Here is a 14,609-nt window from a genome sequence, read left to right as displayed (position 1 = left end):
CTCAGTCCTCGCCCAGCAGCTTGCCGTCCGAGGTCTCGAACTGCTGCTTGAAGGAGGCGATGGCCTCGGCCAGGGCCTGCAGGGTGTCGTCGGACATCTTGCCGCCCTCGCGGATGGAGGTCAGCAGGCCCTTGTGCTCACGGTGCAGGTAGTCCAGCAGCTCGCGCTCGAACCGGCGGATGTCCTCGACCGGCACGTCGTCCATCTTGCCGGTGGTGCCGGCCCAGATGGAGACGACCTGGTCCTCGGTCGAGTACGGAGCGTACTGGCCCTGCTTGAGCAGCTCGACCATGCGCTTACCGCGCTCCAGCGAGGCCTTCGAGGCCGCGTCCAGGTCGGAGCCGAAGGCGGCGAACGCCTCGAGCTCGCGGTACTGGGCGAGGTCCACACGGAGGCGGCCGGAGACCTGGCGGACCGCCTTGTGCTGGGCGGAACCACCCACACGGGAGACGGAGATACCGACGTTCAGCGCCGGGCGCTGGCCCGCGTTGAACAGGTCCGACTCCAGGAAGCACTGGCCGTCGGTGATGGAGATGACGTTGGTCGGAATGAACGCCGACACGTCGTTCGCCTTGGTCTCGACGATCGGCAGCCCCGTCATCGAGCCCTTGCCCATCTCGTCGGAGAGCTTGGCGCAGCGCTCCAGGAGGCGGGAGTGCAGGTAGAAGACGTCACCGGGGTAGGCCTCACGGCCCGGCGGGCGGCGCAGCAGCAGAGAGACGGCGCGGTAGGCGTCGGCCTGCTTCGACAGGTCGTCGAAGACGATCAGCACGTGCTTGCCCTGGTACATCCAGTGCTGGCCGATGGCCGAGCCGGTGTACGGGGCGAGGTACTTGAAGCCGGCCGGGTCGGACGCCGGAGCCGCGACGATCGTCGTGTACTCCAGGGCACCGGCCTCCTCCAGCGCGCCACGCACGGACGCGATGGTGGAGCCCTTCTGGCCGACGGCGACGTAGATGCAGCGGACCTGCTTGTTCGGGTCGCCGGAACGCCAGTTGTCGCGCTGGTTGATGATCGTGTCGACGGCGAGGGCGGTCTTGCCGGTCTGGCGGTCGCCGATGATCAGCTGACGCTGGCCACGGCCGATCGGGGTCATGGCGTCGACGGCCTTGAGGCCCGTCTCCATCGGCTCGTGCACCGACTTACGGGCCATGACGCCCGGGGCCTGCAGCTCGAGGGCGCGGCTGCTCTCGGTGTCGATCTCACCGAGACCGTCGATCGGGTTGCCCAGGGGGTCGACGACCCGGCCCAGGTATCCCTCGCCGACGGCGACCGACAGAACCTCACCGGTGCGGCGCACCGGCTGGCCCTCCTCGATGCCGCTGAACTCGCCGAGAACGATCGCACCGATCTCGCGCTCCTCGAGGTTGAGGGCGAGGCCGAGGGTGCCGTCCTCGAACTTCAGCAGCTCGTTCGCCATGGCCGAGGGAAGACCCTCGACCTTCGCGATGCCGTCTCCGGCAACGCTGACCGTCCCGACCTCCTCGCGCGAGGCCGCGTCCGGCTTGTACGACTGGACAAAGTTCTCCAGCGCGTCCCGGATCTCCTCCGGCCGGATCGTGAGCTCCGCCATCTGGGTTCCCTGCTCTCCTTGTTGGGCCCGAAGTCTTTTGGGGGTCTGGGGGCGACCCCCAGAGGACTCTGCACGGCCCAACTCGGGCCGCTGTGAATCGTGTTGAGTTGGTGGTGGTCAGCCGGCCATCCGCCGGGCCACCTCGTGGAGGCGGTCGGCCATGGTGCCGTTGATGACCTCGTCGCCGACCTGCACCGAGATCCCGCCGAGAACACCCGGGTCCACGTCGAGATTCAGATGCATCTGCCGGCCGTACAGCGTGGCCAGGGCCGCGCCGAGGCGCTGCCGCTGCTGGTCACTGAGCGGCACCGCGGAGGTGACGATCGCGACCATCCGGTCCCGGCGGTCGGCGGCCAGCTTGGAGAGGGCCTCCAGCCCTGCCTCCAGGCTACGGCCCCGCGGCCGGGTCACAAGAGTGACCACCAGCCGGACGGTGACCGCGTTGGCCCGGCCGCCCAGCAGGCTGCGCACCAGCTCCGCCTTGGCGGAGGCCGTTGCCGCACGGTCGGTGAGGGCGGAACGCAGCTCCGGCGTCGAGGCGACGATCCGGCCGAACCGGAACAGCTCGTCCTCGACGTCGTCGAGCGAACCCGCCCGCTGCGCGACCACGAATTCGGCGCTCGCGGCCAGCTCCTCGACGGCGTCGACCAGGTCACGCGAGCGCGACCAGCGGGAGCGGACCATGCCGGACACCAGGTCAACGGTCTCGCCCCCGACCTGGCTGCCCAGCAGACGCGCCACCAGCTCGGCCTTGGCCTCACCGGCCTGCGCCGGGTCGGTGAGGACCCGACGCAGCGACACCTCGCGGTCGAGCAGCCCCGTGACGGCGACCAGGTCGGCGGCGAGCTTCTCGACGTCGACGGACGCGGTGTCCGTCAGCGCGTCGAAACGCTCACGCGCGGCGACCAGTGCCTCGCGGCTCGCTCCGTTCATCGGGTTGCCTCGGCCTTCTCCTCGAGCTCGTCGAGGAAGCGGTCGATCACGCGGCTCTGCCGGGCCTGGTCCTCGAGGGACTCACCGACGAGCTTTCCGGCCAGTTCGGTGGCGAGGGTGCCGACGTCCTGGCGCAGCGCCGCGGCAGCCTGCTTGCGCTCGGCCTCGACCTGGGTGTGACCGGCGGCGACGATCTCCTCGCGCTGCCGCTGACCCTCCGCACGCATCTCGGCGATGAGCGCGGCACCCTGCTCCTGCGCCTCCTGACGCAGGCGCGCGGCCTCGTGCCGGGCCTCGGCGAGCTGAGCCTTGTACTGCTCGAGCGTGTCCTGGGCCTCGGCCTGAGCCGCCTCCGCCTTCTCGATCCCGCCCTCGATCTGCTCGCGCCGCTCGTCCAGAACCTTGTTGATGTTCGGGAGGAGCTTCTTGGCGAGGAAGAAGAAGACGATGGCGAAGGCAATTGCGCCGATGAGCAGCTCGGGGCCGGGCGGGACCAGGGGGCTCTGCTCTTCCTCGGCCGCCAGCTGAATCAAGTTGGCGATCACATCAATGCCTTTCGTCGAAAACGGTCCGGCGTGGGATCACTTACCGAACACGAACGGCATAACAATGCCGATCAGGGCGAGCGCCTCACAGAACGCGAAGCCCAGGATCTGGTTGGCGCGGATCAGACCGGCAGCCTCGGGCTGACGGGCGAGCGCCTGGGTGCCGTTACCGAAGATGATGCCGACGCCGACGCCGGGGCCGATGGCGGCGAGACCGTAGCCGATGGAGCCGAGCGAGCCGGTGACTGCGGCGAGCTGAACAGCGGACATGCTGTCTCTTCCTTCTCTTTACGCGGACCGGTGGGGGTTGGCCACCGGACGACTATGGGCTGGGGCGGTTACTCAGTGGTGCTCGGCGAGAGCGCCCTGAATGTAGGAGCAGGCCAGGAGGACGAAGACGTACGCCTGGACGGCCTGGACGAAGAGTTCGAAGGCGATCATGGCCATGGTCATCACGAACGAGACGCCTGCGGCCGGGATCATGTAGCTGTTCAGCAGGTACCAGCTGGCGACGGTGAACATCACCAGCATCAGGTGTCCCGCGAACATGTTCGCGAAGAGTCGCACCGCGTGCGTGAACGGCCGGACGACGACGTTCGAGAAGAACTCGATGACCATGACGAGCGGCAGCACCGGGCCGAGCGACTTGTCGTAGCCGGTGATGTTCTTGAAGCCGCCGATGAAGCCGTGCTTCTTGAAGGTCAGCGACATCCACAGGATGTAGACCACGGCTGCCAGCACCATCGGGTAGGCGATGATCGACGAGACCGGGAACTGAGCCAACGGGATCACGGACCAGATGTTCATGATCCAGATGAAGAAGAACAGCGAGACCATGAGCGGGACGTACTTCTCGCCCTCACGCTTACCGAGCGTCTCGTAGACGATCCCCCGGCGGACGAAGTCGTAGCCGGCCTCGCCCACCATCTGCAGCTTGCCAGGAACGACCTTCGCCTTACCGAACGCCGTCCAGAAGAAACCGACGACGATGACCGACGCCAGCAGTGCGAGCACCATCACCTTGTTGAACTCGTAGCCGCCGACGGTGAAGAGCGGCTGGAAGAGGAAGGAGTGCAGGCCAGGAGCCGGGAAGCCACAGCCGTCGTCGGACAGGATCCGGCAGCTCCAGTCGAAGGCGAGCTGGTTCTGGTCAGCACTCACCGCGGGCTCCTTCAGCGTGGCGCATGGGTACGGCAACCTCGTTGTGTCGGCGCGGCGGGTAGCCGCGGTTCGGCACTGGACTGGTCTTGAGAACTTGGGGGCGGCTGGTCGGCGCTGAGCCGAGCGACCGGCCAGGCATCAGCGTCATGGGCTGCCGGTTCCATCCCGTCAAGCTGGGGAACTCAGCCGCCTGCGCCCGCGATGCCGCAGTTGGCACCGGACGATAGCAGGCGAGTACGCCCATGTTTATTCCGGCCCTACCTGTCACGTCGCGGACTCCGTCGCGCGGGGGCGGTTCGCCTCCGCGGTATCCGGTTCGACGTAAAGGATCTTGGCCTTCATATGCGCCCGCGCCTGCGCCGCGATCCACACGAGGGTGGAGGCGACCAGGGTGGCGGCGAACGCCTTGGGGTCGAACAGCGTGGTGTCCTTGAATACGGCCACGAACACCAGCATCAGCAGGAGTTGGGCTGTGTAGAGCATCAGCCCCATGGCCTGGAACAGGTGCGGCAGGGACCTGGCGGTCCGCTGCAGCGCGGTCAGACCCATGCCCATGAAGACGATCACCAGCAGTGCACCGACGGCCGATCCGAGCGCCCCCTTCCCGCCGCCGAGCACGCCACCCGCAACGACGGCGATCACGCCGACGGCGGCCGTGGGTACGGCAGTTTGAAGGAGCATTCGGGCGTCGTTTGACTGCATGGCGGCAACTCCGCTCGGGGTTGGGGCGAGTGTCGTCATGGACGAGCGTAGGGGCCGATCGAGGTCACACCTCACACCGAAGAACCGTCCGACTGGCGGTGCTTCGGTGCTGGCCACCGGGTTTCGTGAACGGTATCACAAACTATTTGATGAGGTCTTTACCTAGTCGATGTGCTGCCCGTCACACAGACGAGCTACCCCTCGCACCGATGAGCTGACGCGAAGCCCCCTGCCCGCTATGGGGTTTATGCCCGACTCAACTGCGCTGTGAGTGATCACCAGTTGCGCGAGCGGCCGCCGATCGCCGTCGCGCCCGCCGGGACGCGCGTCGTCGTGGGCGTCTCCGGATCCCCCGCGCCGTCCGCGCCGCCGTTCCCAGTACCGTTCCCGCCGACGTGGCCGTTGCCGCTGCCATTCCCGCTGCCGTTGGACGCGGACGTCCCTGCCGCGACCGGGAGTTCGGACGACGCGACGCCGGCGTCCGCCGGGTCCGGCGCCTCGTCCGTGCGGCGGCTGCGTCGGTACCGGGGCGGGACGAAGGAGTTCGCCCAGCGCGGGGTCCGCGGGGTGAAGCGGGGCATCAGCAGCAGGAGCAGCCCGATCGTGCTCAGGGCGACGACGATCAGCACGATCCAGACATTGGCCGCGTGCACCGAGTAGCCGACCGCGCCGAACGCGATCAGCGCCGACCAGAAGTACATGATCAGGACGGCCCGGCTGTGCGAGTGGCCGATCTCCAGCAGACGGTGGTGCAGGTGACCGCGGTCGGCGACGAACGGCGACTGGCCCTTCCACGTACGACGGACGATCGCCAGCACCAGGTCCACCACCGGCACCATCAGCACCGAGAGCGGCAGCAGCAACGGGATGTAGACCGGCACCGTCTCGTGGACCGCCGCCCGTTCCGATCCGGCGAAGAGGCTGAGTGCGTCGGGGTCCACCTGGCCCGTGATGGAGATCGCACCCGCCGCCAGCACCAAGCCGATCAGCATCGAGCCCGAGTCGCCCATGAAGATCCGCGCGGGATGCATGTTGTGAGGCAGGAAGCCCAGGCACATGCCCATGAGGATCGCGGCGAAGACGGTGGCCGGTGCGGCGGCCTCCAGCCCGTAGCCGAACCACATGCGGTACGCGTACAGGAAGAACGCCGCGGCCGCGATGCAGACCATGCCGGAGGCCAGACCGTCCAGACCGTCCACGAAGTTGACCGCGTTGATGGTGATCACGACGAGGGCGACGGTGAGCAGCGTGCCCTGCATGGAGGTGAGTGCGACGGATCCCACACCGGGGACCGGGATCCACAGGATCGTCAGACCCTGCATGACCATGACGCCCGCCGCGATCATCTGACCGCCGAGCTTCACCAGGGCGTCCACGCCCCATTTGTCGTCGAGCACGCCGAGCAGCCAGATCAGCGCCGCTCCGGAGAGCAGGGCGCGGGGTTCGTTGGAGAGCTCGAAGACCTTGCCCACGTTCGGGAGGTGCGCGGCGACGAGCAGTCCGGCGCACAGTCCGCCGAACATCGCGATCCCGCCGAGCCGCGGCGTGGGCTCGCGGTGCACGTCACGGGCGCGGATCTCCGGCATGGCCCCGATGGCGATGGCGAATTTCCGCACCGGTCCGGTCAGCAGGTAAGTAACCGCGGCCGCGACGCACAGCGTCAGCAGATATTCACGCACCGATTCCCCAGACGTCTCGAGGTCCTACCAGGCCACACCCTAGGCCAGGGGTGGGCCGTGCGCAGGCAAGCCCTGGATGGTTGCTCAGAGGGTAGCCCCGCCCGTACCGCATGTCAGGCCGTGGTCCTCCGCATCCCAGGATGCCCCGGCACCGGGTCCGAACGCGCCGGTACGGGCCGTTCCGTGACGGACCTCATGATGAACGGCAGCCGGTCCGCGACAACTTCACGGAACGGCGACGGCGATCCGCACCCCGGTTCAGCAGCGCTCCTGCGCCCCGACCGGGATCTCGTGGAGCCGCGGGCTCGGGTGCCGGTCGCGGCTCCACTCGCGCGGATAGCCCACGGAGACCTCCTCGAAGCGCACGCCGTCGTACCAGGTCGTCCGGGGGATGTGCAGGTGACCGTAGACGACCGCCGCGGCACGGAAGCGGACGTGCCAGTCCGCGGTGCGCACCGTCCCGCACCACTGCGCGAACTCCGGGTAGCGCAGGACCCGGGTGGGCTCGCGCACCAGCGGATAGTGGTTGACCAGGACGGTCGGCAGGGCGGGGTCCACGGCCCGCAGCCGGGCCTCGGTCCCGGTGACGCGCGCCTCGCACCACGCGTCGCGGCTCGGGTACGGATCGGGGTGCAGCATGAACTCGTCCGTGCACACCACGCCCGCCTTCTCGGCCTGGGCCAGCGACTCCTCCTTGGTGGAGGCCGTCTCGGTCCTGAAGGTGTAGTCGTAGCCGATGAAGAGCGGGGCGACGACCGCGGGGCCACCGGGGCCCTCCCACACCGCGTACGGATCCTCGGGCGTCAGCACTCCGAGACCGCGGCAGATGTCCACGAGGTGGCGGTAGCGGGCCTCGCCGCGGAGCTGCACGGGGTCGGCGCGGTGCGTCCACAGCTCGTGGTTGCCCGGCGTCCAGACCACCGTGGCGAAGCGGTCCTTCAGGGTCTCCAGCGCCCAGGTGATGTCCTCCACCTTCTCGGCGACGTCGCCCGCCACGAGGAGCCAGTCGTCCGGGGACTCGGGGCGCAGGCCCTCGAGGAACGCGCGGTTCTCCGGGTACGCGATGTGCAGGTCGCTGATGGCCAGCAGACGCCCGTGGCCCATGCTCACCGCCTCCCGGCGGACGCGCCGGCCGTGGCGGACGCGGCGCACCCACGGGGTGCGGCGGCCCGGGTGGACCCTCCGGCCTCGGCCGCGGCCCGGACGGGGGCCGAACCTGCCGTACGGGCACGGGACTTGCGGGGGGAAATCGCTGGTGCTGGCAACGAGGACTCCGAGCGCTCACCGACGTAGGGGCACGTTCCGGCGCCCCGGACGCACCGGGACGGCCTCTCCCACCTTCTCGCAGCGGCAGCCGGAATTTCCTGGGATGCGGCGGTGGCACGCCGTCCGCCTCGTGAGTTCACTCACATCCCGAAGGCCGCAGCCGTCACAGCGGCCGCAGGCGTCGCTACGACGTCACTCCTCCGCGGGGTACGGCGGGAACGCCTCGGCCAGCTCCGTCGCCTGCGCGCCCGCGCCCGGGTCGTCCCGCAGCGCGGCCCCCAGCAGTTTCGCGATCCTCCGCATCTCGCCCTCCCCCATCCCCTGCGTGGTGACGGCGGCCGTCCCGAGCCGGATGCCCGTGGCGGGAGCGGGAGGCGGGGCGCCCTGGGGCAGGCAGCAGGAGTCCAGGACCATCCGGGCGGCGGCGCAGCGGCCCCGCGCGGTGCGCCCGTCGAGGTCCAGCGGTGCCACATCGGCGGTGATCATGTGGGTGTCGGTGCCGCCGGTGGTGACGCCGAGGCCCTCGGCCGCGACAGCCTCGGCGAGGACCCGCGCGTTGGCCACGACCGCCGCCGCGTACGCGGCGAAGGCCGGTGTCGCCGCTTCCCCGAAGGCCACGGCCTTCGCGGCGATGGTGTGCATCTGCGCGCCGCCCTGGGTGAAGGGGAAGACGGCCCGGTCGATCCGCTCGGCCAGGTCCGCGCCGCACAGGATGAGCCCGCCGCGGGGACCGCGCAGCACCTTGTGCGTGGTCGCGCACACCACGTCGGCGTACGCGACGGGGTTCGGCGCCACGCCACCGGCGATCAGGCCCATGGGGTGGGCGGTGTCGGCGATCAGATAGGCGCCGACGTCGTCGGCGATGGAGCGGAAGGCGGCGTAGTCGGGGTGCCGCGGGTAGGAGATGGAGCCGCAGACGATGGCTTTGGGGTGGTGCTTGCGGGCCAGGCGGCGCACCCGGTCGTAGTCGATCAGACCGGTCTCCGGGTGGACGCCGTAGCCGACGAAGTCGAACCAGCGGCCGGAGAAGTTCGCCGGGGAGCCGTGGGTGAGATGGCCGCCGTGCGGCAGGGCCATGGCCAGCACCGTGTCGCCGGGCCGGAGCAGCGCCGCGTACGCCGCCAGCACGGCCGAGGAGCCTGAGTGCGGCTGTACGTTGGCGTGCTGGGCGCCGAAGAGGGCGGTGGCCCGCTCGACGGCGAGCCGCTCCGCGAGGTCGACCAGTTCGCAGCCGCCGTGGTGACGGTGGCCCGGGTAGCCCTCGGCGTACTTGTTGGCCAGCGGCGAACCGAGCGCCGCGAGCACGGCGGGCGAGGTGAAGTTCTCCGCGGCGATGAGCTGCAGCCCCGCGGACTGCCGTTCCAGCTCGGCGAGCAGCAGCCCGGCGAGCTCGGGGTCGCGGCGGCGCAGCAGCCCGAAGTCCGGTCCCCAGGGCGCCTCGGGGCCGCCGTCCTGCACGCCCGCTCCGGCGGCGACGCCCACCCCGGCGGCCCCCGGAGGTGCGGCGGCCCCCGCCGGCTGCGTGCCGGTGGAGCGTCGTGCGGCTCGGGCGCCGGGCTGCGCCCCCTGGCTGCCTGAAGTGGTGACCGGCATCGCGTGCTCCGGGCCTCGGGTGGGTGCACTGCCAGGGAGGAGTGCACCGGGCGTCGACACCCAATCTAGGGCCGGGAGGCCGGGGCCGCGCGGTGTGTGCGGCTATCCGTTCCCGGCCGGGGGGCAGGTCGCGGCCGGGACCCCGGTCAGTGCGGTGACGACCGGGTCGAGCGCCTGGTGGATCTCGTCGCCGATGCTGCGGAAGAAGGTGATCGGAGCGCCGTACGGGTCGTACACCTCGTCGGCGTCCGGGGACGGCGCGAGCAGCCAGCCGCGCAGGGCCGCCGCGGCCTGGACCAGGGCGCGCGCCCGTCCGACGACGGAGCCGGAGGGCGCGGGGTCGGGCAGCGTGGCGAGGTCTATCGCCCGTACGAGCCGGGTGAACTCCTTCAGTGTGAAGGTGCGCAGCCCCGCCGAGTGCCCCATGGAGATCACCTGCGCCCGGTGGTCGCGGGTCGCGGTGAGGACGAGGTCGGCGCGGATGACGTGTTCGTCGAGCAGCTCGCGGCCGAGGAAGCCGGACGGGTCGGCACCGAAGTCGGTCAGGACCGTCGCGGCATGGGCCTCCATCGCGGCGCCCTCGTGGCCCCAGGTGCCCGCGCTCTCCACGATGAGCCCGCCGGTCCTCGCGCCCTCTCCCCCGCGCTGCGCCGGCGGCACCCCGACAGGTCGGGGACGGCTCTCCAGCCGGTGCGCCAGGGCATGCCGCGTCAGCCGCTCGGTGATCGGCGAGCGGCACACGTTGCCGGTGCTGACGTGGAGGATGCGGAAGGTGTCGTCCGTGCCGGAGACCGCTATGCCACGCCCCTCAGGGGCTGTCAATTGGCCACCTCGAGGTCGGGTACGACCTCCCGGAGCTGCTCGGCGCTCAGGGCGCCCGCACGCAGCAGCACCGGCACCTTGCCCGTCACGTCCACGATCGAGGACGGTACGGCGGCCGGGGTCGGGCCGCCGTCGAGGTAGACGGAGACGGAGTCGCCCAGCATCTCCTGGGCGGAGTCGCAGTCCTGCGGAGAGGGGTGTCCCGTGAGGTTGGCGCTGGAGACGGCCATCGGGCCGAACTCGTTCAGCAGCTCGATGGCGACGGGGTGCAGCGGCATCCGCACCGCCACCGTCCCGCGGGTCTCGCCCAGGTCCCAGTGCAGGGACGGCTGGTGGCGGGCGACGAGGGTCAGCGCCCCGGGCCAGAAGGCGTCGACGAGTTCCCAGGCCTGCTCGGAGAAGTCGGTGACCAGGCCGTGGAGGGTGTTCGGGGAGCCGACGAGGACGGGCGAAGGCATGTTGCGGCCACGGCCCTTGGCCTCCAGCAGGTCGCCCACGGCCTCGGAGCTGAATGCGTCCGCGCCGATCCCGTAGACGGTGTCGGTGGGCAGCACGACCAGCTCGCCGCGGCGGACGGCGGAGGCGGCTTCGCGCAGGCCGGCGATGCGGTCGGTCGCGTCGGTGCAGTCGTAGCGCCGTGCCATCTAACGGGCCTCTCTGTTCCAGGACTTGGGGCGTGGGGGCGGTCCGGCGGGCGCTGTCATGGTGTCGCCCGGCGGGCCGTCGCGAACCGCGGCCGGTTGTTCAGGTCGGGATGGTCCGCGGCATCGGCCCAGCCCCGTTCCTCGGTGAAGATCCACGGCACCTGGCCCCCTTGGGTGTCGGCGTGCTCGATGACGACGACACCTCCCGGGCGCAGCAGACGGTGAGCGGTGCGCTCGATGCCGCGGATGGTGTCCAGCCCGTCCTCGCCCGAGAAGAGGGCGAGCCCGGGGTCGTGGTCACGGGCCTCGGGGGCGACGTACTCCCATTCGGTGAGCGGGATGTACGGCGGGTTGGAGATCACCAGGTCGACCTGGCCGTCCAGTTCGGGGAAGGCGTTGAGCGCATCGCCGTGCCGGAGCTGGACGCGGGAGCCCTCGACGTTCTTGCGGGCCCACTGCAGTGCGCCCTCGTCGAGCTCGACGGCGTGCACGCGCGAGCGGGGCACTTCCTGGGCGAGGGCGAGCGCGATGGCGCCGGAGCCGGTGCACAGGTCGACGATCAGCGGCTCGACGACGTCCATGGCCCGTACGGCGTCTATGGCCCAGCCGACGACGGACTCGGTCTCGGGGCGCGGCACGAAGACGCCCGGCCCCACCTGGAGTTCGAGGTAGCGGAAGAAGGCGCGGCCGGTGATGTGCTGGAGGGGCTCGCGGGCCTCGCGGCGGGCGACGGCCTCCCAGTAGCGGGCGTCGAAGTCGGCGTCCGCGACCGCGTGCAGTTCGCCCCGCTTGACGCCGTGGACGAAGGCGGCGAGCTCCTCCGCGTCGAAGCGCGGCGAGGGAACGCCGGCGTCGGCCAACCGCTGGGTGGCCTGGGCCACCTCGGCGAGCACCACGTTCACGTCAATCCTCCAGCGGGGTTCGTCAGGGAGCCCGTTACTGCGCTGCCGCCAGCTTCGCGGCGGAGTCGGCGTCGACGCACGCCTGGATCACCGGATCCAGTTCGCCGTCGAGCACCTGGTCCAAGTTGTACGCCTTGAAGCCGACCCGGTGGTCGGAGATGCGGTTCTCCGGGAAGTTGTACGTCCTGATCCGCTCGGACCGGTCGACGGTGCGGACCTGGCTGCGCCGGGCGTCCGACGCCTCCTTCTCGGCCTCCTCCTGGGCGGCGGCGAGCAGCCGGGCGCGCAGGATGCGCAGCGCCTGCTCCTTGTTCTGGAGCTGGCTCTTCTCGTTCTGGCAGGAGACGACGATGCCGGTGGGGAGGTGGGTGATGCGGACGGCGGAGTCGGTGGTGTTGACCGACTGGCCACCGGGGCCGGAGGAGCGGTAGACGTCGATCCGCAGGTCGTTCGCGTTGATCTCGACGTCGACGTCCTCGGCCTCGGGCAGGACGAGGACACCGGCCGCGGAGGTGTGGATACGGCCCTGGGACTCGGTGGCGGGCACGCGCTGCACGCGGTGCACCCCGCCCTCGTACTTCAGCCGGGCCCAGACACCCTGGCCGGGCTCCGCCGCGCCGCCGCCCTTGGTCTTCACCGCGACCTGGACGTCCTTGTAGCCGCCGAGGTCCGACTCGTTGGCTTCGATGATCTCGGTCTTCCAGTTGCTGCGCTCGGCGTAGCGCAGATACATGCGCAGCAGGTCGCCGGCGAACAGGGCGGACTCGTCGCCGCCTTCGCCGGCCTTGATCTCGAGGATGACGTCCTTGTCGTCGCTGGGGTCGCGCGGGACGAGCAGCAGCCGCAGCTTCTCGGTCAGCTCCTCGCGGTGCTTCTCCAGCTCCTTGACCTCGGCCGCGAAGTCCGGGTCGTCGGCGCCGAGTTCGCGGGCCGTCTCGATGTCGTCCCCGGCCTGCTTCCAGTCGCGGTAGGTGCCGATGATCGGGGTGAGTTCCGCGTACCGCTTGTTGAGCTTCCGCGCGGTGCCCTGGTCCGCGTGGACCGACGGGTCGGCGAGCCGCTTCTCGAGGTCGGCGTGCTCACCGATGAGTTCCTCGACCGCCTCGAACATCGTTTTTCCTTTGCGTGGAAGAAGGGTCCGGCCATCGATCGCAAAAGCGCCGGTCCGGCCGCCCGGAAGGGGCGGCCGAGGACCGGCGCTCGTGGGTCGCTACTTCTTCGCGGACCCGGCGCTCTTGCCGAAGCGAGCCTCGAAGCGGGCCACACGGCCACCGGTGTCGAGGATCTTCTGCTTGCCCGTGTAGAACGGGTGGCACGCGGAGCAGATGTCGGCGCGGATGGTGCCGCCGGTGACGGTGCTGCGCGTGGTGAACGAGGCTCCGCAGGTGCAGGACACCTGGGTCTCGACGTACTCGGGGTGGATGTCGCGCTTCAAGGGTTCTCCTAGGTTCGGGAGGGCTCCGGGTCGCAGAGGGCGGGCTGCCCACGCGTGAACCGGGACCGACGTACCAGTCTGCCAGGACTGTTCGTGTCCACCAAAACCGGGGTACGTGCCCCGGTATTCCCGCCTCCCCCGCGGGGGCCTCAGGAGCCCTTGACGACACCCTCCGTGTCCGCAGTGTCACTGGCGGTCCCCTTGGTCGCGGAGGCCGGTATCGGCTTGTCCGCGCGCAGCGCCGCCCACACCTCGCCGGCCTGCTTCTTCATCGGGATGACGCGGTTGGGGTCTTCCTTGTCGTACGCGACGGGCAGCGTCACCATCCGTACGTCCCCGGAGTCGATCCCCTTGAGGCTCTTGCTGAAGCCGAGGAGCTTGTTGACGGACGCCAGCTCGGAGTCGGTGGTGACGGTCTCGGTGGCGGTGTCCGCGAGCCCGTAGAGCTTGCTGGGGCTGCCGAACAGGTCGATGTCCTTGACCTGGGTGATCAGGGCCTTCATGAACGCCTGCTGGAGTTTGATCCGGCCGAGGTCGCTGCCGTCCCCGACGGCGTGGCGGGTCCGGACGAGGCCGAGGGACTGCTCGCCGTTCAGCTTGTGGGTGCCGGGCCGCAGGTCGAGGTGGCTCTCCTTGTCCTTGATGGCCTGGCTGGTGGTGACGGGGACGCCGCCGAGCTCGTTGATGATCTTCTTGAAGCCGGAGAAGTCGACCTCGAGGTAGTGGTCCATGCGGATGCCGGACATCTTCTCGACGGTCTTGACCGAGCAGGCCGGGCCTCCGACCTGGTACGACTCGTTGAACATCGCATGCTTCACGGCAGGGGCCGTGCCCTTGCCCTCGGTCTTCTTGCAGGCCGGGCGGCTGACCATGGTGTCGCGCGGGATGCTGACGACGCTGGCCTTCTTGTGGCCCTTGTAGACGTGCAGGATCATCGCGGTGTCGGAGCGGGAGGTGCCGTCGTCCTCGCCGTACTTCGCATTGGCGCCCTTACGGCTGTCCGAGCCCATGACCAGGATGTCCATCGAGCCGTTGTCGACGTTCCGGGGGCGGTCGGTGCCCAGGGCGGCGTTGATGTCGATGCCCTTGAGGTTGCCGTCGAGCTGGAAGTAGACGAAGCCCAGGGCCCCGCCGCCGGCCAGGGTCAGGCCCACGGCGGACCAGGCCGCGATCGTGACGGCCCTGCGGCCGCGACCGGGCGGCTTGCGGCGCCGCCCGGTGGCGCGTATGCCACCGGGCCGTGGTTCCTTTGCGCTGCCCTGGTCCGCCATGTGCTCCTCAGTCCTCGCTGGTCTCCACCGGGTTCCCCTGCCGACCCGACCGACACGGCCATCTGGGTAGTCGGCCAAGTGCG

The 14,609-nt window shown here is 70.1% G+C and carries 15 protein-coding genes; all 15 read right to left on the bottom strand.

All coding sequences use genetic code 11. From position 1 onward, the window contains the following. Position 1 precedes the first annotated feature (1 nt). The 15 genes from atpA to ABZ822_RS03655 all read right to left on the bottom strand — a co-directional run bounded on the left by atpA (position 2) and on the right by ABZ822_RS03655 (position 14,526). Positions 2–1,573 (bottom strand): F0F1 ATP synthase subunit alpha, encoded by a 1,572-nt coding sequence (gene atpA, locus ABZ822_RS03725; RefSeq protein ID WP_360846352.1) that lies wholly within the window; start codon positions 1,571–1,573, stop codon positions 2–4. 117 nt (positions 1,574–1,690) lie between these two features. After that, entirely contained in the window at positions 1,691–2,506 is an 816-nt protein-coding gene (locus ABZ822_RS03720) for a F0F1 ATP synthase subunit delta (protein ID WP_360846350.1), read from the bottom strand. Further along, on the bottom strand, positions 2,503–3,051 hold the full coding sequence (locus tag ABZ822_RS03715; RefSeq protein ID WP_360846348.1) for a F0F1 ATP synthase subunit B: 549 nt from the start codon (positions 3,049–3,051) through the stop codon (positions 2,503–2,505). Before ABZ822_RS03715 ends, ABZ822_RS03720 begins: the two co-directional genes overlap by 4 nt. A 36-nt stretch (positions 3,052–3,087) precedes the next feature. Further along, the gene (locus tag ABZ822_RS03710; protein ID WP_360846346.1) at positions 3,088–3,321 is read right to left on the bottom strand and encodes a F0F1 ATP synthase subunit C; all 234 of its coding nucleotides are present in this window, start codon (positions 3,319–3,321) and stop codon (positions 3,088–3,090) included. Positions 3,322–3,393: 72 nt separating this feature from the next. Then, the gene (gene atpB / locus ABZ822_RS03705; RefSeq protein WP_360847019.1) at positions 3,394–4,164 is read right to left on the bottom strand and encodes a F0F1 ATP synthase subunit A; all 771 of its coding nucleotides are present in this window, start codon (positions 4,162–4,164) and stop codon (positions 3,394–3,396) included. Between the two features lie 312 nt (positions 4,165–4,476). Continuing rightward, complete coding sequence (locus ABZ822_RS03700) at positions 4,477–4,914, bottom strand: hypothetical protein (RefSeq protein ID WP_360846344.1); 438 nt, start codon at positions 4,912–4,914, stop codon at positions 4,477–4,479. 275 nt (positions 4,915–5,189) lie between these two features. Further along, positions 5,190–6,593 (bottom strand): MraY family glycosyltransferase, encoded by a 1,404-nt coding sequence (locus tag ABZ822_RS03695; RefSeq protein ID WP_360846342.1) that lies wholly within the window; start codon positions 6,591–6,593, stop codon positions 5,190–5,192. 258 nt (positions 6,594–6,851) lie between these two features. Then, positions 6,852–7,697, bottom strand: coding sequence for a metallophosphoesterase (locus ABZ822_RS03690; protein ID WP_360846340.1), 846 nt, complete (start codon positions 7,695–7,697; stop codon positions 6,852–6,854). A 354-nt stretch (positions 7,698–8,051) separates the two neighbouring features. Then, positions 8,052–9,452 carry a serine hydroxymethyltransferase gene (locus tag ABZ822_RS03685; protein ID WP_360846338.1) on the bottom strand — a complete coding sequence of 467 codons (1,401 nt, stop codon included), beginning with the start codon at positions 9,450–9,452 and terminating at the stop codon, positions 8,052–8,054. Positions 9,453–9,554: 102 nt separating this feature from the next. Beyond that, positions 9,555–10,274, bottom strand: coding sequence for a protein-tyrosine-phosphatase (locus tag ABZ822_RS03680; protein ID WP_360846336.1), 720 nt, complete (start codon positions 10,272–10,274; stop codon positions 9,555–9,557). Then, positions 10,271–10,918, bottom strand: a complete 648-nt coding sequence (locus ABZ822_RS03675; protein ID WP_360846334.1) for an L-threonylcarbamoyladenylate synthase — start codon at positions 10,916–10,918, stop codon at positions 10,271–10,273. The genes ABZ822_RS03680 and ABZ822_RS03675 overlap by 4 nt, the downstream gene beginning before the upstream one ends. A gap of 56 nt (positions 10,919–10,974) precedes the next feature. After that, a complete protein-coding gene (gene prmC, locus ABZ822_RS03670) occupies positions 10,975–11,820 on the bottom strand; it encodes a peptide chain release factor N(5)-glutamine methyltransferase (protein WP_360846332.1) in 846 nt (281 codons plus the stop codon). A gap of 34 nt (positions 11,821–11,854) precedes the next feature. After that, positions 11,855–12,931, bottom strand: coding sequence for a peptide chain release factor 1 (gene prfA, locus ABZ822_RS03665; RefSeq protein ID WP_360846330.1), 1,077 nt, complete (start codon positions 12,929–12,931; stop codon positions 11,855–11,857). A 99-nt stretch (positions 12,932–13,030) separates the two neighbouring features. Beyond that, positions 13,031–13,255 carry a 50S ribosomal protein L31 gene (gene rpmE, locus ABZ822_RS03660; RefSeq protein WP_360846328.1) on the bottom strand — a complete coding sequence of 75 codons (225 nt, stop codon included), beginning with the start codon at positions 13,253–13,255 and terminating at the stop codon, positions 13,031–13,033. Between the two features lie 149 nt (positions 13,256–13,404). Further along, the gene (locus ABZ822_RS03655) at positions 13,405–14,526 is read right to left on the bottom strand and encodes an LCP family protein (protein WP_360846326.1); all 1,122 of its coding nucleotides are present in this window, start codon (positions 14,524–14,526) and stop codon (positions 13,405–13,407) included. Positions 14,527–14,609: the final 83 nt, after the last annotated feature.

It is taken from the genome of Streptomyces sp. NPDC047108 (assembly GCF_040643575.1).
Taxonomy (GTDB): domain Bacteria; phylum Actinomycetota; class Actinomycetes; order Streptomycetales; family Streptomycetaceae; genus Streptomyces.
Note: the sequence above shows the minus strand (reverse complement) of the source record. Positions and strands in the feature narration are given on the sequence as shown.